At 51.6% G+C, this 25,743-nt stretch carries 5 protein-coding genes and 1 pseudogene; 1 reads left to right on the plus strand and 5 read right to left on the minus strand.

Annotation, left to right across the window (positions count from 1 at the left end):
* Positions 1-153 precede the first annotated feature (153 nt).
* Positions 154-609 carry a DUF7450 family protein gene (locus SG35_RS23890; protein WP_044836449.1) on the plus strand — a complete coding sequence of 152 codons (456 nt, stop codon included), beginning with the start codon at positions 154-156 and terminating at the stop codon, positions 607-609.
* A 689-nt stretch (positions 610-1,298) separates the two neighbouring features.
* On the opposite strand, the gene SG35_RS23895 is transcribed toward SG35_RS23890, so the two are convergent.
* The 5 genes and pseudogenes from SG35_RS23895 to SG35_RS23915 form a co-directional block, all read right to left on the minus strand.
* Positions 1,299-2,150, minus strand: a complete 852-nt coding sequence (locus tag SG35_RS23895) for a transposase (protein ID WP_236702736.1) — start codon at positions 2,148-2,150, stop codon at positions 1,299-1,301.
* A 227-nt stretch (positions 2,151-2,377) separates the two neighbouring features.
* A pseudogene (locus SG35_RS23900) lies at positions 2,378-2,476 on the minus strand (transposase); the annotation flags it as partial.
* Positions 2,477-2,860: 384 nt separating this feature from the next.
* Positions 2,861-3,169, minus strand: a complete 309-nt coding sequence (locus SG35_RS23905; RefSeq protein ID WP_044836440.1) for a hypothetical protein — start codon at positions 3,167-3,169, stop codon at positions 2,861-2,863.
* Between the two features lie 87 nt (positions 3,170-3,256).
* Positions 3,257-3,679, minus strand: a complete 423-nt coding sequence (locus tag SG35_RS23910; protein WP_274055271.1) for a hypothetical protein — start codon at positions 3,677-3,679, stop codon at positions 3,257-3,259.
* Between the two features lie 10 nt (positions 3,680-3,689).
* Positions 3,690-25,739 (minus strand): hypothetical protein, encoded by a 22,050-nt coding sequence (locus SG35_RS23915; protein ID WP_274055272.1) that lies wholly within the window; start codon positions 25,737-25,739, stop codon positions 3,690-3,692.
* Positions 25,740-25,743 lie beyond the last annotated feature (4 nt).

The following is a 25,743-nucleotide window of genomic DNA, read 5'->3' on the forward strand; positions in this document are numbered from 1 at the left end:
ATAATCAACCCCGACTTTGCTCTTGGTATGGAAACCAGGAAATCTAGTTCCCCGCCATAAAGTTATCCGGCAAGAAATAATGCCGGCATATGCTCTGTTGTGCCGCATTTTTCCCTGCCAAACCCTCAACTTTTCAACTGATAAGGAATGACAATGAAACGTTTATATCATACAGACAAAAAAAGCACGGCGATGATGGCGGCCGGTCTGCTGGCATTAGTCGTATGCGGACAAGCATCAGCCAATAACAGCGCCGTGATCACCGCCGAAGATCCAACCACAGTACTGGATCATTTCATGTGTTACGACATAGTGGAGCAGCCAACGCCGATAGATCTTAAGGTTTATGTTCGCGATCAATTTCTCGAACAATATTACCAGGTACTCGAACTGACCAAGCTATGCGCACCAGCGGAAAAACACCATGACGGCAAAGTTTTTAAAATCAAATACGAGTTTGCCCACATGGCCTGCTATAACGTTCAACCGGAAAAGTTCCATGCCGCTAACGCCCGTGTGAACCTGTATAATCAATTCGGCTCCTATTCCGAGCTTTTTGTTTACCAGGTCAGGGAGATATGCGTGCCGACATTTAAAGAGCATTTATAATAGCCAGCAGGTAAACTTGTGCACTGATACTAAGTGTTATTGGCCCCCTGGGATTAATCGCACTATTTATGGCCAGAAGTTATGGCCATATTTGAACATTAACTCAAGTTAATCCTTCTGCCTTAAACTTCATATATGCTTTTGTCTTCACATAACCGTCTTTGTTGCTCACCAAAATAGCAAAAACGATACAGGTATCCTTTAATTATTATTTGGCTTGTATTGACAGGTTTTGAGAGCGATGCAACATTTGCGAGCCACAAGCGCTCACTCTGACTTTAATCAGATAATTTCCTAGTGAAACTATTGATTAATAAATTACCCAAGACATCTCTAACCACCTATCAAGAGCTGAACAGTCTAAAGCAGAGCCGTATAGAAAACAGAAAGAAACAGAAAGGGACACCCCTAAATTTAATTTCAGATTATGCCCTATTACACTTGCATATTAAATTTGAACAGAAAACAGAAAGGGACACCCCTAAATTTAATTTCAGATTATGCCCTATTACACTTGCATATTAAATTTGGGCAACATACTTAATGCTCCCCATAAGCTATTACTTTGTTTTAAGGCTGCAGCTGAAGGAAAATAGAAGGTTTGAAGCTAGAGTAGGTTTGATGAAACCACTGTTAACAAAAAGATATCGTGAAACAAAAGTTCACGGACCATTTTACAAGCTATATAACTACTCAGTATATAAATGTAACGACTGATGAGTATTGCACCATTTTCGCTCGGTTTTTAATGCCCAACGGCCCAGATTTTCCGGGCTGCCGGCAGCACTGATAAAGTGACGATTGAAGTCTTTTATCACTTCCAGCCAGTCTTTATCATTAATATTTAGCCGTGCAAATAGCCGCTGGATATCAGGCGGAATAAAGCCGCGTTTATCCTCTCGTACACAACGACCGGTCCATTCCACCAGGCTAAGGTAATCAAACAATTTAAAAGGTAAACCTGTGCCAGGCTTACCGTGAGGTTTATAACCAGTGAAAGGGGCAATTGTTATTGGTTGTGCTTGCTGCATTTTTTTAGCGGTGGCAAGCGCCTTTATACGCTGCTGGATACTGGTAAAGTCAGAGGTTTCCGGTGTAACACATATATCAGCCCGTATTGGGTTCAAATCAACATAAGTCATACAAGCGAGTAATGCGCTATCATCGAGTAGTGCTTGCGACTTAAAACGCCCTTCCCAAAACCGTCCTTTACACTTATCTTCCTTATTGGCCTGTACCGCAATAGATTCATTTAAGCAACGCATGAACCAGCCCAGCTCGAATAAGCGTTTACGCCACTTTTCAATCAGCTCAAGTGCTTTATCTTTTTCAGCTTCTGTGGTTTTAGTTTCCGTCAAATATCGGTCAACCAAAGGATGCCCTTTAAACAACTGCATCCAGCGCAAAGCAACTTCCCTACTTCCCCACTGCAGAGCTTCCTGAGCGTTTACTCTCAACACCAGATGATAGTGGTTACTCATAATGGCATAAGCACATATATCAATAGCAAATACATCTGCAAGCTGTTTGGTTTTATCCACCAGCCACTGTTTTCTGTGATCAAAGTTTTGTCCGGTACTTTTATCTTCACCACACAAAAACGCCCTACGCACACAGCGACAAATGCAGTGATAGTAAGGCGTTTCTTCAAGGCAAACTTGAAGTTTTCGGGCACGGGTCATGACTTTAATCTCAGTGTTGATAGCACTTAAGTTAAATCCTAGATCGTCATTTTCAGTAAATCAAATTTAGGGGTGTCCCTTTCTGTTTCTTCACCACACAAAAACGCCCTACGCACACAGCGACAAATGCAGTGATAGTAAGGCGTTTCTTCAAGGCAAACTTGAAGTTTTCGGGCACGGGTCATGACTTTAATCTCAGTGTTGATAGCACTTAAGTTAAATCCTAGATCGTCATTTTCAGTAAATCAAATTTAGGGGTGTCCCTTTCTGTTCGGTAAATCAAATTTAGGGGTGTCCCTTTCTGTTCCTTTCTGTTCGTGGTAAATCAAATTTAGGGGTGTCCCTTTCTGTTCGTGGTAAATCAAATTTAGGGGTGTCCCTTTCTGTTCGGTAAATCAAATTTAGGGGTGTCCCTTTCTGTTCGTGGTAAATCAAATTTAGGGGTGTCCCTTTCTGTTCGTTTCCAAAATGTTATTTGTGGTATTCACGTCAAAGTCAATACGGAAGTTACTCCCGTCATATTCCTCATAACCCTTCTGCGCTGAAATACTTTCTATGGTTCTAACTTATTACATCCCTGTTAGCGCTCTTATTTTTTTTGAAAAGACAGCCATCTCTACTCTATCAAAACCAGTAATTGCTTGTAATTCCCCTTGAAACATGGACTCATTTTTTGATGCTTCATGCGCCAACAAGCTCAAAACAAACAATTCATTAGGTGTAAATACCTCTCCAGCATATACTTCTTTAATAGCATTCGTAATCTTTGTTACAATTTCTTGCATATTTGCTGTTGTTATCACGATATCACTTCCTTCTTCCAAAACAAGTAAAGTGCTAGCTATTTTATCATTCAAATCTGTATTGATATCTTTCATATTCATCCTAAAAATAAAACTACTTTTCCACTATTATTTTTATTAACATCTATATATAACACTCATTCACTCTGCACATTATCGTTATTATGACAAAGGGTTATCAATAGCATAAAACTTACAGCTTTCATTCATGAATTGTTTGATTTCACCAGGAAAAGTAACACCTACATTTAAAGACTTTAAATGTAAAATTTTTTGATGGATATAATCAAAATACGCTCGTTTTTTTACTTCATCAATTTCATTAATAAATGTAGATAAGTATTTCTTGTAATATGGAACAGCCCAATCATAAGAAGCACTTAATAATGTTCTAACATCTTCAGGTGAATTAATTATCCTATATGCTTTTTCAAACAACAGGACTTGTTCATGGACAGTTAAATTAATCAAATATTTATCTTTGAAATCTTTATATTCACCATGCGTATTCCAAGCAATTGTTCTATATGGGTAATCACCTTGTATCAAGCTTATGAATAACTCTACAGTAGTATCTTTTAGCATATCATTCATCTTACGGATTATCGGTACCATCACTATTTAAATTATTATTTTTAGGAATAGATACATCATCATATCTATGGACTGTTGGGTTGGTTATAGGATTAATTATAACAGTTTCATTATTTACTCTTTGTCTTCCTCCACCAAGAGCTGCTGGCCCACCGATATCATTGAGGTAATTTGAATTAAATACTGGTATATCCAATTTATTTAGCTGATCAGCAATATCAAAATCTATGCGATAATTTTGTCCATCATATGCTTCATAACCACCTTGTGTTTCAGTCGATTTACCATTAATTGAGAGCACCTGCCTTGTTTCTGTTATTCCTTTACCTGCGACATCCTCTGTAAAGGTCATATATTTTCCAGGAGGAATCGTTATTTCATTTTTTAACACAAAATTCCCGTTAGCATCATATATAGGATTACCTTCAAAATCTTTATCTACGTAATATTCTATAAATGATTTTTCATCTACAACAACAGATGTTCTATCAGAATTAGACAAAGCATTTTGATTAACTTTGTGCTCCAATAAACGACTAGGATCTGTAATTACTTCAGGTTGACTGACAGAACCTGTTGGGTTGCTTGGAACTGCAGTTACTGGATTAGACACATTTTCTAAACCTTTCACTGGCACATGCGGTTGAGGTGTAGTTTCAAAAGGCGTAGTTTGTTTAGGTATCTTGTTACCAACATAATCATCCCAATTAACAGGACGAAATGCGGTTCCCCCATCATCTGAGTTACTATCTCGTACGACAACTGTTTTTGAGTTTTGATCTAAATAAACGGTACGTCCATCAGGATAATACCTAACATCTGTTGGATTATTCAAAACCCCCTCAACATGGTTTTGAAATTCACCTTTACTATTAAACTCTGGGAATTCATCACCATGTTTATCCCATGCATGGCCATTAGTTATTTGCTCTGAAGCTAATTGGTGATTTAATGCTGGTGAATTGATATTGTCAGTGCTTCCAGTCCTATCTGGAACATTAGTATCAGAACCACCTTTATTAATTGCACCAATCCCTGCACCCAGCCCTACAACCTCAAGGCCAAATTCAGTACCACTTTGTAATGTCGTTGATAAGCCACCACCTAGCCGATCATCAATCTCCATGAAACGTTCATGAGTTTCAACATCTACACCTTGCACACCAGCAGCAATGTATTTAGCAGTTGTTTCCTGAACATTTCTGATTACATCCCCAAAAGCAGTTTCGACAGCAAACTCTTTACCTACTTCCAGTGCAGTTCTAACAACGCCACCAGTAAGCATACCAACAGCCAGCAAAGCAGCTTCTGCCTGCTCTACAGGTAAAGTCGCAACAAATGCTTTGGTTGTATCTAAACCAACAATCACTTTCTGGGCTGGTGTTATGTCATTACCTTCAGTAATCGTAATTTCTAATGGTCCACCATTAAGTTCTCTCGTGGTATTTTCACTATTAGCGACATTGTTTTGTTCGCTAATATTTTGCTCCCCGGTTGAGGCCTCAGCACCAATTAAGTCACCATTGGCAAGCATATTGCCGATAATGGCGTAAAATTCAGGGTTAGTGAGCAAGTCTTTCGCAACACTGGGATCTACGCCTCTTTGGATCAGGTTATCAAGAGCTTGCTCCTCTTTCCCCTGTAGCAATGCTGCGACCTTAGGATCATCAATGTCATACATAAACTGGGTAACTTCCTTTACCCCTAAAGCATTGGCAACATCACCTATCGTTTCACCTACGGCCTCTGCCGCTTGGGCAACCTGCTCATGGTCCACCGTAAGGTCAATATTGCCTTCCTGGCGATCTATGCTGTACAGCTCTTTATCAACATTGTCGGTATCGCGATTGATGTTGATATCTTGTGTTTCCCCTTCGCCTAAGGTTTCACCGCCCACGGTAACGTTACCTTCACCAATCGTGGCCAGGGTTTTACCTACATCAATGCTGCTGGTGTTGCTGTAGGTGTACTGGCTGGAGTTCACGTCCAGGCTGTTGCTGCCGGTATCGCTGTCGCCTGTCGGTGAAGTGGCATTGGGGTCGTTGACCGTACCGCCGATACCGACATTGGCATTGATGCCCGCATTTTGCTGGCTGCTATAGCTGGTATTGGTCAGGTCGGTAAAGGTCAGCGTGTCGGTACTCAGGTTCAGGTTGCCGGTATCGTTGCCTGCTTCGTCCCTTGCGGCAATCAAGGCGCCGGCAATATTGGTATTGCCGTCGACATTGATATTGACTTCACCGCCGCCGGTGATGCTGCTCAGCACCGTTTCACGGGTCTGGTAACGGCCGCTGCTGGTATTCATGCCGCCGTTGACGCTGCCGACACCGCCGCTGGTATCCCCCAGGTTCGCGGTCGCCACAGCTTCGCCGCCGTTAATACCTGACAAGGCACTGCCTATCGCAGATGAAGTACTGTTCGGTGCTTCACTGCCGGCATCAAAGCCAAAACCGCCGCTGATACCAAAACCTTTGTTGCTGCCGCTGGTACGGTTTTGCATCGACTCCAGCGTTAAATCACCGCCGACATCCAAATTCAGGTCATTGCTGGCGGCTATATTGCCGCCCTGGATATTGGTATCGCCTGCCGTGGTGATATTGATATCGTTCGCACTTAAAGTGCTGTTATTGTAGGTGGTGCTTCTGTCGCGGTTTTCATTGCGGTTATAGCTGGCACTCACCGTCGGACCACTTGCGGCACCGCCTAAGGTTTGCGCTATGGTGATATGGCCGTTTTGCATCTCATAACTGCTGCTTGAGGTATCGCGCGACGCCTGGATATCCAGCGTGCCGGTATCAATATTCAGCTGGTTGCCTGCAAACAGGTCGCTGCCCTGAATCAGCGTGGTGCTGGTATTGCCCTGCTCGCTGTCACGGCTGTTCAACCCGGTCACGATATTAATGTTGTTACCGCTCACGTTAGAAGCACGCGAGGTGGTTTTTTCATACTGGCTGTTGGTTTTCGTGGCATCCACATCCAGCTGTACACCGGCATTAAAGCCCATGATCATGGATGTCGCCGCGCCTGCAGTCACCTGCTGGGCTAAGTTATAGCCTTTCATGGTGGCATCGGCGGTAGCTAAGGCGATGCCGGTGACATACCAGTCTTCATCGCTTTGTACATCTTCCACCAGTTCACGCAGTTCGATCAGATCGGTATAGGTGACCCCGGGCGTGCCTGCCCCATACTCCGCTTCCAACTGGGCTAAGCGGTTTTCCAGGCCATCACGCTCTTTTTTGTAGGTGCGGTAATCTTCTTCCGCCTGTTTCACCTTTTCTCTGGCTTCGTTCAAGGCGACAGTGGCTTTGGCTACTTCTACCGCCTGGTTCTGCACCACTATGCTCAGCTCGGCTTCGCCGTGGGTTTCTTCTAAGGTTTCCTCATAACTTTCTTCCGCTTCCCTGATGATGACATTGTCGCCGGCTATCAGGTTAACGCTGCCTTCGGTGTTGGAGCTGCTGTCGGCATCACCCCCGTTACCGGCAAGAATATCCGAGCCTTCGATCAGGATATCCGCCACCGAATCCAGGGTAATGCTCTCGTTGGCAGCAAGTGTTGAACCGCGCTGGGTATTGCTGGTGCTGCTAAAGTCAACATTGTCATAGGTGGCGTTGCCGATAGAGAATTTCAGCTGGCCGTCTTCCACCTTCACCATATCGGTGGGGTTGCTCAGTCCTTTTAAGGCATCGCCAAAACCGACTTCTATCTTGCGCTCGCGGGAGTAGGTTTCCACCGTTTCCCGGGCCGCCAGTACTTGGATATCGCCGATATCGGTGGTAATAGCCAGGCCGCCGCCGGCAATCACGTCCGAGCCGACCACGGTGCCGCTGCCGACATCCATATTGATATTGCCCCGAGCATCAAGCAATGAGCTGTAGGCGGTGGTGGCGGTTTCGCCATTCATTTTCTCTTTCGAGGAATAGAAGCTGCCGCCGGAGAGAAAGCCGCCTTTTTTGCGCATCTTCTCTACCTGGCTGGTTTCTTCGCCTGCGGTGATCAACAGCTCATCAAAGGCGGCGACATTGATATCGCCACCGGCAAAGAGTTCGCTGCCGCCTATGGTAATATCGTCCCCGGAAAGCAGGGTTAAATCCGCCCCCGAGTTAAGCTGGCTGCTGCTCAGTTTCTCGGTCTTCTCGGCATCAAGCTTGGCCTTGGATTTTAAGCCGCCGAAGCTTTTCTTGCTCACCGACTTCATTTCATAGTCGGTATAGCTTTGCGCCAGTACGTTGATGTCGTTGCCGGCAACCACCATATCGCCGCCGGATTGCAGGGTGGAGCCGACAATATTGACATCGCCGCTTTGCTGCACCGACAGGCTGCCGTCTTCGTTTTTCAAGGCATTGATCAAGACATCGCCGCCGGCAACCACAGTCGTGCCGAGCACGGTATCGTGCTGCGACTCTTTAAGGGTGATCTTTTTCTTGAAGGTGCTTTTCTTGGTCTTCTTCGAGCTGGCCATGTGCGATTCGGTCACCGCCAGCAGGTTCATCTCGTTGCCCGCCGCCAGCGAAACATCGCCGTTGGCGGCAAATAACGCTCCTTCAGATTCCAGATTATTACCGGCTGCCACACTCAGGTTGCCGCCCGCCTGCAGACTGGCCACATCATAGGTGGTGTCGTAATTGATCTTATAACCGCCTTTAAAATAACGCTCCTGACCGGATTTATTTTCAATCGCGCCGAGCAAAACATCGTTACCGGCATACAGGCTGATATCGCCGGCGGCGCTGAGCTCGCTGCCCTGCAGGTCGATATTGTTGCCGGCGTTCATGGCCAGACTGTCGGTGGAGATAATTTGTGAGGCTTCGCCGACACTGGTGTAGGTGACGCTGTCGGTGCCGCGTTTATGCTCGCGCTCCCAGGTGCTTTGCTCAAACTCGGTACGGTTGATGATATCGCCGCCGGCGTTAAGCACCACGTCACTGCCGGCAATCAGTGCCTGCTGGTTCAGCAGATCGCCGCCGGCATTGATTTGCAGCAGGCCACCGGAGAGCAGGCTGTTATTGTTGATCACATCGCCGCCGCTGGTCAGGCTTAATTCCGCACCCGCCATCAAGCTGGCGTCATTGGTAAAGTCACCGCCGATATCCAGCACGATCGCCTGGGCGCTCAGATCCAGGGTATTGACGAAGTCGCCCCCCAGCTCCAGGCCGATCAGGTTTTCGCTATCGAGGAAAGTTAATGCCGTGGTTTCAAGTTCGCCTTGTGAGCGTAAAATCACGCCATCAACGCCGCCAATGCCCGCTTCCACCGTGATGCCGCCGTCGGCGCGGATATCCAGGTAGGTGCCTGCGCCTATGGTCACGCCGTCCGCCAAGAGATCGTTCTGGCCCACCGCCGCATACAGCTGGGTCTGGCCGTCATTGATATAGTCTTCGTTGAAGCCCAGATCCTGGGTCAGTACCCGCACCTGTTCGTCGGTTAAAAAGACGTTTTCCGAGGCCTGCACACTGCCGTCATTACCTGTGTTAGCGGTGTTAACGCTGGTGGCAGCCTCGGCATGGGCGGCGGCTGCCGCTTCCAGCTCAATCAAACTGGTGAGGTAGCCACCGTGGCCGGCGGCTTCGTTGATCAGCGCCCGGGTGGCATTTTGTGCCAGCTGTTGCTGGCTTAACTGACGCTGTTCGCTCAGGCCCTGGTCATTTTCGATTTGCTCCCTGAGCACTTCATCGGGATCATGGCCGATAGTGTCCAAAAAGCGCTCCGAGCCCAGCAGCGCCTGCTCGGTCAGGTATTGTTCGCGATTTTCTTCGGTATAGTTGTGCTCCGGATTTTCCCCGCTGACGTGTAAACTCGGGCCGTTAACGGCAACCTCGTCGCTGCGCTCTGCGCTGGCATCACTGCTCTGCGCCGCCACTTCCTGTGTTTCAACGCTGCCCGGGCCTTCATTGCCCGGGTTGTCTATCACCGGCGTGATATAGTTCATGTCCTGATCTTTAAAGGCACTGGCATGCTGACTTGAGCCACGGGCACTGCCCTGATCGCCGCCGCCGACAAAACTCACGCCGCCGCTGCTTACCAGGGTCAAAGTGCTGCCTGTCGCTACCGCCTCTTGCGCCGCCAGGTTATCCGCCCGGCTTGAATCGGCATCGCTGTCAAAACGGGGATCGTTTGCCGCCACACCGTCCGTTGGCGTCTCATTGATCGCCAGCTGCTCATGCCCGGCCAGTGCCAGCGGGCCATCGGTGAAACCTGCCGCTTGTCGCTGCCGGGCCGTTAAACTGTTGTAACTGCTGCCCTGACTGACGGCATCGGTGCTCTGGCTGGTCGTTTGCTGATAACCCGCCACCGCCTGATTATTTTGCGCCACATTCAATGACACACCAGAGCCGACAATAAGTTCACTTCCCGCTGTCCCCTGGTTTTGCTCAGCTGCCCCGACTACTGTTTGGTTGTTAACCTGGGCAACACCGCCCACCTGGTTCTGGCTATAACCGTTATCGGTTAAATCGCTGCTACCGGCAGCACTGCCGCTGCTGACCGCCACCTGGCTGTCCAGCTCGCCATTGCCGTCAAAGTTTGCCGACTGCTGTGAGCCGCTGGCAAGAGTGGCTTGCTCGCCATTGCTGATGGCTTGCCCGGTGGCCGTGGCGCTGCCGGAGGTCCGCTCATTGGTATTGCCGCTGGCGGCTATGCTGACCGAGCCGGTATTGGCGCTGCTGCTCTGGCTGTTATTGCCGCTGAAGTTTTCCTGCTGGTTTTGCAAAGCCACGCTGACATTGGTGCTGGCATTGCCGCTGACACCGCTGGCGCTCTGGCTCTGGCCGCTGGTGCTTTGGCTGGTACCGTTACTGGTGTTGACACTCGCACTCTGGCTGCTGTTGCTGCCGGCGCTGCCGCCGCGGGAAGCCGAGCCGCTGGAACCGCTGACACTGGTGCTGGCGCTGCGGCTGCCGGGGCTACTCGGGCTGGCATCATTGGCTTCAAGCTGACCGGATAAGTTACCACTGATGGAGCCGCCTGCCGCTATAGTGCCGTAGGCGCCGCCGATAAAGTTGGTCTCGGTAGAAGTACCGGTCTCGGTTTCGCTTTTATATTTATAGACATCAGGCTCATCACAGGTGCCGTTATTAACCCCCACCAGACATTTGGCTACCCAGGTTTCTTTAACCTCAGTAATGGTAGAAATACTCTTATTCTGGGCGCTGTTATTGGTTAGGCTGCTGCCGGAAAGGGTGATATTGCCGCCAGCAGAAATCGTACTGTAGTTGTTGGTAATATTGCCGCTTAAACTTAAATTGTTGCCTGCGGCTATGACACCGGCAGTGCCGCTGACCGAGGCATTATAAACCGTGGTACTGGTGGTGGTTTTATTGACATAAGCGTACTTTTCCCGGGACGAATTATAACCGCTAAAGCCGGGGTTTCTTGGCTCGCTGCCGCCGGAAGTCTCGACTGTGGTTTCCCCCTCGCTATAGCTGGTTGAACCGCCGCCGCTGCGGTTATTGGTAATAGTGCCCGTCAGGGTCAGGTTACGGGCAGCACCGATAGAGCCGGCATTATTGGTAATGGTGCCGCCACGCAAGGTAGCGTCGCCGCCGGAATAAATACTGCTGGTATTGGTAATATTGCCGTCTATGGTCATGTTGGCGCCGGCAAACAATAAATTGCTGTTGCTGGCATTGCCGTTGATATCCAAAGTACCCGCCGCGGCCACAGTGCCGCTGTTGGTGATATTGCCGTTCACCGTTAAAGTGGCATCGCTGCTTAAAGTGCCGGTGTTGCTGATGCTGCTGAAATTAAGCTGACCGTTGCCGTCAGACTTTATGCTGCCGCTGTTGGTCAGGGCGCCGCCACTTAAGGTTGCAGTGCCGCCGGCCACTACGGTGCCGCGGTTGGTAATATTGTTGCCGCTGGTATTTAGCACCAGGTTGCCGCTGGCGCTTAAGGTATCGCCGCTGGCCAGGTTAAAGGCGCTGTAGGTGGTCAGATTAAGGTCGCGGCCGTAAATTTTCCCCAGCGCTAATATGTTACTGTCCACGGTCACGCCGCCGTCAGATTGCAGCGAGCCGCTATTGCTTAAACTACCGGCATCGATATCAAGCGCACTTTTACCGCTGATGGTGCCCGAGTTGGTTAAAGTATTACTGCTTTGAATATCCGCCGCACCGTTTCTGCTGGCCAGAGTACCGCTGTTGTTGATGCTCGTGGCGCTGGCGGTCAGGGCTGAGGCCGCTGAAATAATACCGCTGTTGCTTAAACTGGAGCCGCCGCTCAGTTTGATACTGCCGTTGGCCAGGATCAAACTGCTGCCGCCGTCGTTTTTTACACTGCCGGCATTGATATCGAGCACACCTGTGCCCGCCGAGGTAATCTGGCCGTTGCTGTTATCCAGGGCGCCTTGCGCCATGATCACTAAACTGCTGCCGTCATTGGCAATCTTGCCGCCCGTGTTATTGATTGAACTGGCATCCAGTACCGAGTTGCCGTTATTAAAGCCGATAACATCGCCGCCGACATTGCTGAACCAGCTGCCGGCATCAATATCAAAGTCTGCCGCAGTAATGGCGCCGCCGTCGTTATTGATGCTGGAGCCGGCATCCATCACCAAAGCACCGGCGGTGGCGATCCGGCCGCTGTTTTGCGTGATGCTGCCGCTGGCACTGACCGTTAAGGTGCCGCTGCCGCTATGACTGATGGTGCCGCCGCCGTTGCCTAAATTGCCGCTGGTGGCTTTTACGGTAAAACTGCTGTTGGTGGACTGTATAGTACCGTTGCTGTTATCCAGGCTGCCGGCAAGGATCTGCCCGCTGCCGCTGCCGGTCGAAGTAATGGTACCGCCATTGTTGTTCACCGTACCGGCGCGGATATCGACATTGTTGCCCTGCATTAAACCATTGCTGTTATTGACCGTGCCTGAGGTATTGATGCCTAAGGTGCCGTCGGCAATCAGTTGGCCGCCCTGGTTCTCCACCGCACTGTTGATCTGCAAATCGCCTTCGGTATACAGGTTGCTGTTGGTATTAACAAAAGTGCCGCTGGTGTCTATGCTCAGCGCCCGTTTTGCATAAAGATCGCCGCTGCCGCTGAGGTTGCCCTGCAAGCTAGCGGTGCCTGCGGTAGAAACCTTACCGCCGTCGATATCCAAACTGCCGTTATTGCCCAGTACCAAAGTGCCGGTACCGGCATGGATCAGCTGGCCGCTGTTGGTTACCGAGCCGCCAAAGCTCATGCTACTGCCACTGTTGTAAATGGTGCCCGCATTGGTAAGCTGGTTGACCGCTAAGTTCATGGCATTGCTGCCGGTACCGCTCGCCACCAGGACCCCGGAGCCGTTATTGTTGAACTGGCTGCCGCTAAAGCTGGCGTTTGCACCTTCGATGCGGCCGCTGTTGGTTAAGGTAGAGAAGCCACTAACGCTCAGATCATCCGCCGAGAGCGTACCCGAATTGCTGATGGTGCCGGCACTAAGGTCTGCGCTGTTGCCTCCGTAGAGCAAATTGCTGTTGCTGATGCTGGAGCCGCTGAGATCTAAACTATTGGCAGCAGAAATCTGGCCGCTGTTGCTGATGCCCGACGAGCCGCCGTTAACGGTGATATTTTGCGCGGTAATGCGCGCGCTGCTGCCGTTGGTTAAACCGCCGCTAAGGCTTAATGCACCCGCCGCCTGCAACTGGCCGCTGTTATTGACACTACCCGCCGCCAGCACTAAGTTGCCATCGGTCGCCACCGTGCCGCTGTTTTGCATGGTGCCCGACTGGCTCAGGGTAAAGCTGCCGCTGCCCTTATGGATTAAATTGCCGCCGCTGTTGCTGATGTTATTTAACGACAGCAACCAGTTTTGCGCATAACTGGCCAGGGTGCCGCCGCTGTTGTTGATGGTACCGAGGCCGGATAAGTTCAGGGAGTTGCCGGTGCTGCTGCTCGCCAGTACCGTACCGCTGCTGTTATTTAACGAACTGCCGCTAAGCGCCACAGTGCTGCCATTGATAGAGCCGCCTGAGTTATCTAGTGCGCCGCTGCTGCTGACACTCAGGCTCTGCCCCTGCATCACCCCCGAGCGGTTGGCTACCGTCGCTGCGCTCAGCTGCAACTGACCGTCCGACTGCACCACGCCGCCGTTATTACTGAAACTGCTGCCGCCGTCGATATTCAAACTGCCGTTGGCGGCTAAGGTGCCTGAGGCATTATTGATACTGCCGGCATCTACCGAAGCACTGCTGCCGGAGAAGATCACACCGCTGCTGTTGGTTAAGCTGCCGTTGGCATCTAAGTTTAAGCTGCCGCCTGCCACCACAGAGCCGCTGCTGTTATTGACGGCGCCGCCGATATCCAGGGTTAAGTTACCCGCCGACTCTATCTGACCGCCGCTGCTTTGTAGGCTGCCGGCGGTCAATACCTGGCTGCCACGGGAAGTGATCACCCCGGAATTATTATTAAGCGTGCCCGTATTCAGAGCCAAACTGCCCTGGGAGATCAGCGCGCCGCCGCCGTTATCAAAACTGCCCGCCTGACTGATGGTTAAGGCGCCATTACCCTGTAAGCGGATTTGCCCGCCGTTATTGGACAAAGAGCCGATATTTCTGAGATCTAAATTGCTGCCGTTTGACTCGATAATACCGCTGCTGTTATTGGTCAAAGCGCCGCTGACGGTTAAGTCCAGGCTGTTGCCGCTGCCGCTTCTTGAGAGCAACAAACCGCCGCTGTTATCCAGGTTAGTGCTGTTAACACTTAAGGTATCCGCCTGGATCACACCGCCGCGGTTAGTTATTTCATTGATGGTTAAACGGACATCCTGCCCGGAAATCACTGCCTGCTGACCATTGACGCTGTCGTTGCTTAAGCTGCTTAATGCCAGTGCAATCACCCCGCCGCTGGCCAGGGTACCGCCGTTATTATTCAGCGAGCTGAAACCGGATAATGCCAGGCTGCCGCTGCCCTGGTGGATCACTGTGCCTTGCTGGTTGTTAAAGCTCGCACCGCTGATTTCCATATTGCTGGCGCTGCTCGCCATCACACCGCCGTTGCCGTTGTCTAAGGCGCCGCTGGTGTTGATGCGATAGACACTGCCGCTGCCGGTAATGCTGCCGCCGCTGTTGTTTAAACTGCTGGCATCCAGGGTTAATGAACCGCCGGCAAACATGCCGCCGCCGGTGTTGTTGACGGCGCCGCTGTCGATATCGAGCGCCTGTGCGGCTTCTATCGTACCGCCCTGGTTGCTCAGGCTGCCCTGAAGGGTAATATCCCCCAGACTCAGCAGCTGCCCCTGGTCATTGATGACATTATTGGCTGTCAGGGTGCCGCCGCTTAGCAGCAGGATCTCACCCTGGCTGTTATCAATGCCGTTATTCAGCGTTAAACCCGTGCCCCGGGTCTGGATCACGCCGCTGCGGTTGTTGATCTCATTGGCGGTATTAAGGGTTAAAGACTCGTTTTGGCTGGAGCTGGCATACAATACCCCGGAGTTGCTGATATTGGTTGCCGTCAGGGTCAGTAATTCACCGGCCAGAGTACCGCTATTAACCAATTGCCCGCTGTTTAGCGCCAGTTGACCCGCCTGGATCACCCCGGCATTGTTAACATTACCGGCATTGATAGCTAAAGCACCGACACCGCTGATCTCACCGCTGCTGTTTAAATTGGCCAGAGTCAGGGCAAAACTGCCGGCCCCCTGCTGCAGCAAGACACCGCTGCCGTTATTTAAGGTATCCGCTGCCAGGGTAAGGTCACCGCTTTGGTTATAAACCAGGCCGTTGTTGTTGGCCAGCTCATCCGTCAGGCTCAGCGCCAGATCTGAGGCCGAAAGCAGCTGACCGCCGGTGTTGTTCAGGCTGTTGGCATCTAGCTCAAGTACCCCTTCCGCCAGTAATACCCCGGAAGTATTATCGAGATCATAATTACTGTTAAGGGTGAGATCTCCCGATGCCTGGATCACTCCCGAAGTATTGTTTAATGCTTCACCGCCACTCTCGCCATCAAGGTTGAGGGTCACATTGCCTAAACCGGCAATAACACCGCTTTGGTTGTTCAGCGCCTGCGTGCTGCTGATCACAAACTCGCCGCTGCCGGTATGGCGCAGGGTGCCTCCCTGGTTATTGATATTCTGGTTATCCAGGGTCCAGTTGCTGCTGTTGACCTCAAGCTCTCCCCCCAGGCTGTTATCGAATAAACCGGAAAGGGCTAAGGTGAAGCTTTCACCGCCGGAGAGTACCAGGCCGTTTTGGTTGTTGATATTGGCCAGGGTCAGGGCCATGGAGGTTGAAGACTCTAACACGCCCCCTTGGTTATCGATATTGCTGCTGTCGATATCGAGATTGGCGGCGCTGATCACGCCACTGCCGTTATTGCTCAGGCTCTGGCTGGTAATGGTCAACAGGTTTTCGCTGCGGATCAGACCGCCGTTGCTGCTGATGTTCCCGGCATCAAGGGTAAGCTTATCGCCGGCGGCAATCACGCCGCTGCCGTTAATGATATCGGCGGCATTGACAGTTAACTGCTCAACATCACCGATAATGCTGCCGTTGTCGTTTGTCAGGGTTTGGGCTATATCCAGGGTGGCGGTGTCGCCGAAACTGCTGATCTCGCCGCCGGTATTATCGAGATTATCCAGGGTTAACCGGTTATTGCCGCTTACCTGGAGCACACCGTTTTGGTTATTGAGATCGCCGCCGCTCAGGGCAAAATCTGCCAGCGCGTAAACAGCGCCATCCTGGTTGATCAGCTGAGCCAGGCTTAACAAGCCGCTACCGGCATGTACTAAGATGCCCTGGCTGTTGTCTACCGCCTGGTTAAACACCAGCTGCTCGCCGTGGCTTTGTATTTGTCCGCTGTTAGTGATGCCGCCGCCGGCATTGATGGTCAACGACTGGCCAGAGGTACCGGTTGCCAGTATTAAACCGCTGTTATCAAAACTTGTGCTGTCGATGTCGAGCTGCTCACCCTGGAGCGTGCCTTGGTTATTGAGGCTGGTCACATCAAGCTCAAGCGAAGCGGCATCGATCACCCCCTGGTTATCCAGGTTGGCGGCAAGCAGTTGTAATTGCTGCGCCGAGGTAATTTGCCCCGAGCCGTTGCTGAGATTATTGGTCACCGTCAGCTGCAGCTTTTCCGTGTTTTGCTGGCTGATAAGTCCGCCGTCATTACTGAGATCAAGGGCATTGATGGCGGCATCGGCCGCCGTGGTGACGATTTGTCCCGAATCATTATCGAGCAAGCCGGCGATGGTCATGGCAAAACTCACATTGCCCGCCACTAAGCCCCCGGCATTGGTCAAGCTGTCGGCGTTGACACTCAGGTTATCGGCGTGGATCAAACCGTCATTGTTATTGATGGTTTCACTGGCCAGGCTGATATCTGTTGCCAGAATTTGTCCGCCGTCGCCACTACCGTTGGCCAGGCTGTTGTCGATATTTTTGCTGCTCAGCACCAGGTTTTGTGCGCCGATCACCCCGCCCTGGTTATTGACAGAATCGCTAATGGTTAAGGTCATTAACTCTTGGGCAAACACCAGCAGATTACCCTGGCTGTTATTTATATTGTCCAGCACCAGGGTCATACCGTTATCCGCCTGCACCAGGCCGGCAGTATTGGTCAGGGTGGCAGCCGTTAGCGCCAAGCGCCCCTCGGTTAACATTTCCCCCTGGTCGTTATTTACTTCGCCTGTGGTATTAAGGGTTAAGCTGCCCTCTCCCAGGTGGGCAATTTGTCCCGTCTGGTTATTGATGGCCATATCCGTTAACGAGAGGTCTTCGCCGTAGCTGATCAGCGCACCGCTGTTGGTTAAACTGTCGGTGGCCAGTTGCAGGCTTTCACCCGAGGTTCCTCTGGCGACAATGTTGCCGCTGTTGTTGAGCCCTGTGCTGGTCAGCACCGCCTGCCCGGCGACGATATCGCCGCTGTTGTCCAGGCCCTGGCTGTTGACGGTCAGCCGGGCAGCATCTATGGCGCCCCGGTTGTTGATATTGGTACTGTTAAGGGTTAATTCAGCGGCGCTGAGGCTGCCTTCACTGGTCAGGTTTTCGCTATTAACCACGACATTGCTGTTACCGGCAATGGTGCTGATATTGGTCGCGGGATCTGTCAGCGACAGGCCGTTATCTAAACTGCCGGTGTTAATGGTTAGCATATCCGTGCCGCTATGGCTGATGGTGCCGCCGCGGTTATCCAGGCTGGTCGCCGAGATCAGTGCCTGCTCGCCGGCGCCATATACTTGTCCGAGCTGGTTATCCAGGGCATTGGTCACATTAACCGTCAGGCTTTGCCCGTTTTCACCCAGCGCCAGCACTTGTCCCTGGTTATTATCCAGTTCGTCGGCATCTAAGGTTAAGGTTTGGGTGCCGATCAAAGCCCCCTGGCGGTTAAGCAGCTGCTCGCTGTCCAGGGCTAAATTGGCGGCAACAATTTCCCCCTGGTCATTGGCCAGGGTATCGGCTTTCAGGTTTAAGCTGCCGTCACTCAGCAATAAACCGCCGTTATTATTTAGGGTATCGACCGCCAGGCTATCGAGTACTTCCAGGGTAAAGACCCCCCGGCCATAATGGAGAATTTGCCCGTTATCGTTATTAAGCACCAGATTGCCAAGGCTGAAGTTTTCGCCGTTGGTGGCAATGACCCCGGTATTATCCAGGGTTTGCAGCGCCAGCAGCAGGCTTTGCTCCTGCTCTCCCGCCGCCAGCAACTGCCCGCTGTTGGTTAAGGCAGCTAAAGTCAGCTGCGCCTGCTGCGTTTCGATCACACCGGCATTATTTAATGTATTAGCCGCCAGGGTCAGTTGTTGCGCCTGGATGTTACCGTCACTGGTAAAGGTATCGCCGCTAAGGGTGAGGTTATCCGCCAGCAGCGCGCCGCTGTTGTTCAAATCTGTGGCGGTAACGGATAAAGCGCTGGCAGAGCCGATAGAGCCGGTTGACAGGTTATCCAATAACGCCGTGGTCAGGGTCAATAAACCGTTACCTGCGTAGCTGATATCGCCGCTGTTGCTGATGCTGGCCGCAGTGATTTTCCCGCTGTCGCCGTTTGCATAAATCAAACCCTCCCGGTTGTCCAGGGTGGTGGTCACCGTCAGATCCAGGCTTAATCCTGAATCGGCAAAGGCGGCGATTTCCCCGCCTTCATTTAACAAAGTATTCGTGGCAATCACCGCCTGATCGGCGTAGATATTACCCTGGCGGTTGACCAAACCGGTCAGGGTCAGCGCCAGTTGGCCGTTGCTGTTAATCAGGCCGTTGATGTTATTCAGGTTTGTCGCACTAATCGTCAGGCTGCTGGCCGCCAAAGTGCCTGAGTTGTTGATTTCGCTGCTGCTGACGGTTAACGCATCGGCACTGATCAAGCCGTTATTGCTGATATTGGTGACATTAATATCAGCCGTACCACCACTGAGCCGGGCGCTACTTTCCTGGGTCAGGGTTTGCGCTTGCAGCGTTAATTCATTGGCGGCGATGATGCCGTTACTGGTCAGGGTATTGGTATCCAGTGCCAACTGCTGCGCGGCGACAATTTCTCCCGAGTCACCGTTAATGATATCGGTCACGGTCAGGGTGGCGTTATTGGCCATCAGGCTGCCTTGCTCATTGGTCAGCTGCTCGGCAGTGATGCTAAGGTCTTGCAAGAACTCCATGCTGCCCTGGCTGTTATCAAGCTGTTTAAGCTGCAACTGGTTATCCAGGGCATTGGAAGCAATGACACCGCCGGTATTGTCTAAGTTTTCGCTGATATTCATCACCAGCTGATCGCCGCCGGTCACCACCAGCTGACCGCCGCGGTTGTTGACTTGCTCTGTGGTGATAGCTACATCCTGCATCGCCTGAAGCAGACCGCTGCTGTTGTCTAAACTGTCGGCGGTTAAACTGAGCTCGCCGTCCACCAGCCATTGTCCCTGGTTGTTGACCGTGGCGGCATTGACTAAGGTATCGCTTGCCTGGATCAAACCGCTATTGGTTAAGTTATCCAGCGCCAGGGTAAGTTCGGCGGCGCTGATACCAGCGTCGGTCAAATTCAGCAGCTGGCCGACCGTCAAGACCATATTGCCCTGACTATAGATCAGACCGTTATTGGTCAATGCATCCGCTGTTAAGGCAAGCGCGCCGTTTGTGGCAATCTGCCCCTGGCTGTCATTATTGTTGTCGCTGTTTATCCGGGTAATATCCAGCGTCAGGGTACCGCTGCCGCTATGGCTGATGCTGCCGCCAAAATTTTCCAGCTCTGCGGCGCTGATCAGGGCAGACTCGGAAGCGGCAAAGATACTGCCGTTTTCATTGCTGATATTTTCTGTTACCGCTACCGTCAGCGCCTGACCGCTTTCGTTAAAGGCTTCGATAACGCCGTTATCGTTGATCAGGCTGTCACTGGTGATCGCCACCTGGCCGCCGGCTAAACGTCCGCCGCTATTGTCCAGGGTCCGGGCAATATTCAGGGTTAATAACTGCTCGGCCAGGAGCACAATGTCACCGTCGATATTATTGAGTTCATCCAAGGTGATAACGGCGCTGCCGCCCGCCTGGATAAGGCCCTGATCGTTATTGACCACGCCAGTGGTTAAGGCAAGCGAGCCTTGTGTGGCAATGATACCGGCGACATTGTTTAATTCATTCTGGACATCCAGGGTTAATACCCCGGCGCCGAAATGGGCCAGGGTGCCGCCTGTGTTATCAAACAACATATCCCTGAGAGCCAGGGTTTCGCCGTTGCTGATAATGCTGCCGCTGTTGCCAAGCTGGTCTACCGTAAGGGCCAGGCTGTTGCCGGCAGTGCCGCTGCTGCTTAAACTGCCGCGGTTATTAACCTGCCTCGCCGCCAGGGAGATCTGCTGAGCCAGGATATCGCCCTGGTTATCCAGGGTGTCGGCACTGATATCGAGGTTGGCAGCGGCAAGCAGCTCACCGCTTTGCGTGATGGTTTGCGCGGTTATCGATAGCTGATCGGCGCTGATGCTACCCTGTGTGGTTAATGCCGTGCTATTCAGGGTTAACTGACCGTTGGCCGCCACCTGCCCTGATCCCAGGTTATCCAGGGTCGTGGTATTCACTTGTAATTCGCCGTCGCCGGCAAGTACGATGGCGCCGTCGCTGTTGGTTAGTCCGCTTGCGTTGATCTGCGCATTCTGGCCGGCAATCAGCAGCTGACCCGAGCTATTGTCAAAGTTGTTGCTGATATTGATCTCGGCAGCAGCCGGCAGTATGCCATCCTGCATTGAACCCTGGGCCTGGGAAACCAAAATCTGCCCCTGGGTATTGGTTAAATTATCCGCAGCTATGCTAAGTTGTCCGCCGCTGATCTCTCCCTGGCTGTTATCGATTTCCGGGCTGTTAATGTCAAGCAGCGCGCCGCTTGCAAGGATACCGGCAACATTATTGACCTGCCCGGTAGTCAAGGTCATATCGCTACTGCTTTGTATCAGGCCCTGACTGTTATTGAGAATATCCGACGTTAAAGCCAGCCGACCGTTAGCGACTAATTCGCCGCCGGCATTTTCCAATGTTTGCAGTACCTCCAGGGTAAAGACCCCGGCACCGGCATGCACTATGCTGCCGCCGGTGTTATCCAGCAACATTTGTCTCAGGGACAGGTTTTCCCCGCCCGAGTAGATCACCCCGCTGTTATTCAGCGTCGGCGTTGTGATCGCTAAGCTTTCCCCGCTCTGGCCCAATGCCTGGATATAACCCGAGTTAGTCAGCTGATCTGTGGTTAAACTTAATCCTTCTGCGCTGATGCTGCCTTCATTGCCAAGCCGGTCGGCATCAAGCATTAATTGCCCTTCACCGGTGATTTGTCCCGTGCCCAGGTTATTCAGCTGCGCGGCGGTGATGGCGCCGTCACCGACAAGGTAAATTTCGCCGTCAGTATTATCCAGCTCAGCAACTGACAGGCTGTTTTCGCTGCCTGCGCTGTAGATCAAGCCGCCGGTATTGTCCAGGTGTGAGTCCGGGTTGGCGCTCAGCTCCAGCCTCAGTGCAGCTGCCACATCCGACAGTGCCGCCAGCTGGCCGCCGCTGTTGTCCAGGCTATCGGTGACTATCGCCAAGGAACCGGCCTGGATTTGTCCCTGCTGATTTAACAGCTCGGGGGTAGTGATCGCTAAACTTTCGGTGCTGCTGATTTGTCCCTGGCTGTTATTCAAGCTAGCGGCACTCAGGGTGAGCTCTCCCGCCGTCGCGATCACCCCGGACTGGTTATTTAAATCAGCCGGGGTATCAATACTCAGCACACCTGAACCGGCATGCATGATAGTGCCCCCCTGGTTATCCAGGACCAGATCGCTCAGGTTGAGATTTTCACTGTTGCTGTAAAGGGTGCCGCTGTTGGTTAAACTGGCGAGATCAAGTTCAAGTTCGGCGCCGCTGCTTAACCCCGAAACCTGGATCACACCGCTGTTGGTCAGACTGCCACCGGAAATCGCTGCACTTTGTGTTAACAGCTCCCCTGAGTTGGTGATATTGGTGGCATTAAGCTGCAGCAGATCCGAGATAAAGCTGCCGCTGTTGTTGAAGGCGCTTGCCGTTAGCGAAGCTGAAGCACTGCTGATCACACCGGCATTTTCCAGGGAAGACGCTGAAACGGTTAATGTGCCGGCCGCACTGATCACGCCATCTTCGCCGTTATCTATGTCACCAACGACCAGGTTTACATTATTGGCAACAAGGCTGCCGCTTTCGTTATTCAGGCTTTGGCTGCTTATCAGTCCCTGGCTGCTGTTAATTTCAATAATGCCCGACTGGTTATTCAGGGTATTGCCGACAGCCAGCTCACTGGAGCTGCCGCCCAGGTTAACGATTTGTCCCTGGCGGTTATCGAGCGCAGTGGCATTAATACTGAAATCTTCAGTTGACTGGAGCAGCCCCTGCCGGTTATCCAGATTATTAACGGTAATATTCAACACCTGCCCGGCGGAAATTTCACCGTTAAGGTTATTCAGGGCGGCCTGTGCCAGATCAACTTGTCCCTGCCCATAAATCACGCCGTTTTCATTGACCAGGGTATTATTACTGTCAAGGCGCAGCACACCCGAGCCAAAATGCAGTAGCTGACCGCTGTTTTCTACGGCGATATCCAGCAGGGTAAAATTCTGGCCATGGCTTTCGATACGGCCGCTGTTTTCCAGCTGCCTGCCCTGTATAGATAAGGCATCCGCCGCCTCACCGCTGGCCAGTAATAAGCCGCTATTTTTCACGGAAGCCGTATTTAACGTCAACTGCTGTGCCTGGAGAGTGCTGTTAAGCTCGTTATCTAAACTGCTGGCGGCAATGGTAACGGCATCAGCGCTGATTAATGCCTCTCCCTGGTTGACGACAGTATTTGCTGTCAGGTTCAGCTGCTCCGTTGCCGTCAAAAAGGCATCCTGATTAAGCAACTCGCCCGTGGTGATTGCCAAATTTTGCCCGCTGATTTGTCCGCCATTGTTGGTCAGGCTTTCACTGATATTGGCGGTTAAACTTGAACCGGCTTCAATCAGGCCCTGTTGGTTATTCAGCTGCTGCCCGCTCAGGCTGACGGACTGTTCACTGATAAGCTGTCCGCCAAGATTTTCCAGGGTATCGGCATCAATGGTCAGTGTTTGCTGTGCCTGGATATTGCCGAGTTCGTTTACCAGCTGGCCGGCATTGATGGCAATCAGCTGGCTGACAAGGTTACCGCCAAGATTGCTTAGACTATTGACGCTCAGGGCCAGTTCATTACCGGCGGAGATCACCCCGTCACTGTTGGCCAGGTTGTCGCTGGTAATGTCGGCATTATTGCCTGTCCAGATCATGCCCTGGTTATTGTCCAGCACCGCGGATTCCAGGCTCAGCCGGCCGCTACCGCTGTGCACTAACTGCCCCTGCTCGTTGATGATATTGGCGGAGGTTACAGTCAAATTATTGCTGTAGGCTTCGATAGTGCCGAAACTGTTGTCCAGGCGTTCACTGATATTAAGCTGTAAACTGTTGTCTTGCTGGTCAAAGGCGGCAATAACCCCCTGGGCGTTGCTAAGCTCCCGGGCGCTGAGGGAAACCAGATCTCCCTGGATATTACCGCCGGTGTTGATAAGTTGATCGCCTGACAACACCTGCTGTTTCGCCACGATCAGTCCCTGGCTGTTATCCAGGGTTTGCGCCATATTCAGCGCCAGGACACCATTGCCCAGGTGGTTGATTTGCCCGCCGTCATTGCTTAAGGCATTGGCGGCAACCGTGATATTTTCGCTGCCAAATTGCAGTACACCGCCGTTATTGTTCAGGGTTTGCGAGATATTCAACTGAGGGCTTAATGAATCGGCAAACAATAAATGACCGCTGTTATTAAGGTTATCCAGGGTAAAGTTGCTGCTTGCCTGGACTTCCAGGGTGCCGCTGTTGCTGAAATCTCCCGTGGTCAGCTGTAAAGCTCCCTGCGTTAGCCAGTCTCCCTGATTTACCACTTGCTCGCTGGCATTGATGTCGGCTAAACCTTCGGTGACCACTAAACCGCCATTCACCTGAAAGTTTTGCCCGTCAACGTTAAGTGTTCCCTGTTCGCCGTATTGATAGAGCTGGCCCTGCTCGACACTGAAATCATTGAGACTGATATTTACGTCATTGGCCTGGATATTGCCGTTATTAACCCCGGCTCCCCCGCTCAGGGTAAGGGTCTCACCGCTGAGTTCACCGGAGTTTGTCAGCTGTAAAGCGTCGATATTGATATTATCCGACTGGATCAAGGCGTTTTCTTCATTTACCAGCTCACCGGCCGAGATTGCCATTCCAGAAATATTGGCGATATTGCCCGCATTGGTGAGGCTGCCGGACACTTCGATGGATAAAGCGGCACCCGTTTGCAGCTGGCCTTCACCGTCTAAACCGGCATAAATTTCTCCGCCCTGGTGTAATGCTGCGCTATTGATATCCACCTTAGTTGCCGCCGCCAGCGTGCCCTGGTTATTCAGGCTGCCGCCGGCTGCAATGCTCACCTGCTCGGCATAGGTACTGCCTGAGGTGGTGATATCGCCACTGACCGAGTTCAGCCTGACACTCTCGTTGGCCAGGGTATCTTTTAATCTCAATTCGCCGTCGGCGGTTAATTCCAGATCATTAACGGCATTGATCAAACCTTCGCTTCTTACCCCTAAACCGGCTTCGGTGCCGAGCAAGGTAATGCTGTTGCTGTACATACTGCCCAGGGCACTGGCATCCAGGGCAAATAACGGCGTGACTCCCAGCGGCTGCTCAGACAGGGCTTTGCCTTCCCCGGTCTGGTAGTCATAATAATTAGCACCGGTTAAAATATTGAGCCGGTCACTGTAGATGGCGGCATTGACATACATGGCCCGGGTTAAAATATCGAACTGGCTGACATTGCCGGCATTCATGCCCAGGCCGTCAAAAACCACGCTGCCCTGGTTGATGTTAAAACCGCGTAATTCACCGTTAAGTACATCCGGCGCCCCGGTGGCAAAAATCACCCTGGGAGTATTGATAAAACCACAACCGTTACAGCTGATACCGTTGGCATTGGCCAGCACAAATTCCGCCGAACTCCCTAAAATTTCGGTATAGCCCAATAATGACGAAGCCGAACCGCCGTTAACCTCAGCCAGGATAATTTTCGCGGTGCCGCCGGCCAAACGCCGGTTACCGTCGGTCCAGCCGCCAAGCACAGAGATCTGCGGCGTCAGGCTGTTATTGAGGATCAGGCCACTTTCAGAGACATTAAATTTACTGAACAGGTTATGGGAAACCCCTTTACCGCTGGCCTCGGCAATATCCACCACGGCAGTGCCGTTGGCTGACTCTTTTAATCCCGCCTGGTTGATATTGGCGGCATTGGCATCAACTTCTATTCCGGTAGACGTGGTAAAAGCCGGCAGCTGAAACTGGCTGGCGGCTGCCTGTGCACTGGCATTACGGGCGGCGTTGACGGTTAGCGCACTGTTATTTGAAGAATTAGTGGCTGACGAGCCGGTGTTTGCCGATAAGTTGGCGGCAACCTGAGCTTCAAGCCGGGCACGATTGGACACCAGCAGCTGCTCGTTACGCATCTCCTGTGCGACAGTTTCCAAGCGATCAATACGTTCGGCTGAGACAACTAACGGATTGGTTGTCATGATAACTATCAATAAATAACCGATAACAGCTTTTAACTTTACGCTAAACATCTAA

The sequence above is a fragment of the Thalassomonas actiniarum genome (assembly GCF_000948975.2).
Lineage (GTDB): Bacteria > Pseudomonadota > Gammaproteobacteria > Enterobacterales > Alteromonadaceae > Thalassomonas > Thalassomonas actiniarum.

What these genes read in the sequence shown, in the direction of transcription:
- SG35_RS23890 (WP_044836449.1), top strand. Translation starts at nt 154, where the DNA reads ATGAAACGTTTATATCATACAGACAAAAAAAGCACGGCGATGATGGCG.
- SG35_RS23905 (WP_044836440.1), bottom strand. Translation starts at nt 3,169, where the DNA reads ATGAAAGATATCAATACAGATTTGAATGATAAAATAGCTAGCACTTTA.
- SG35_RS23910 (WP_274055271.1), bottom strand. Translation starts at nt 3,679, where the DNA reads ATGCTAAAAGATACTACTGTAGAGTTATTCATAAGCTTGATACAAGGT.
- SG35_RS23915 (WP_274055272.1), bottom strand. Translation starts at nt 25,739, where the DNA reads ATGTTTAGCGTAAAGTTAAAAGCTGTTATCGGTTATTTATTGATAGTT.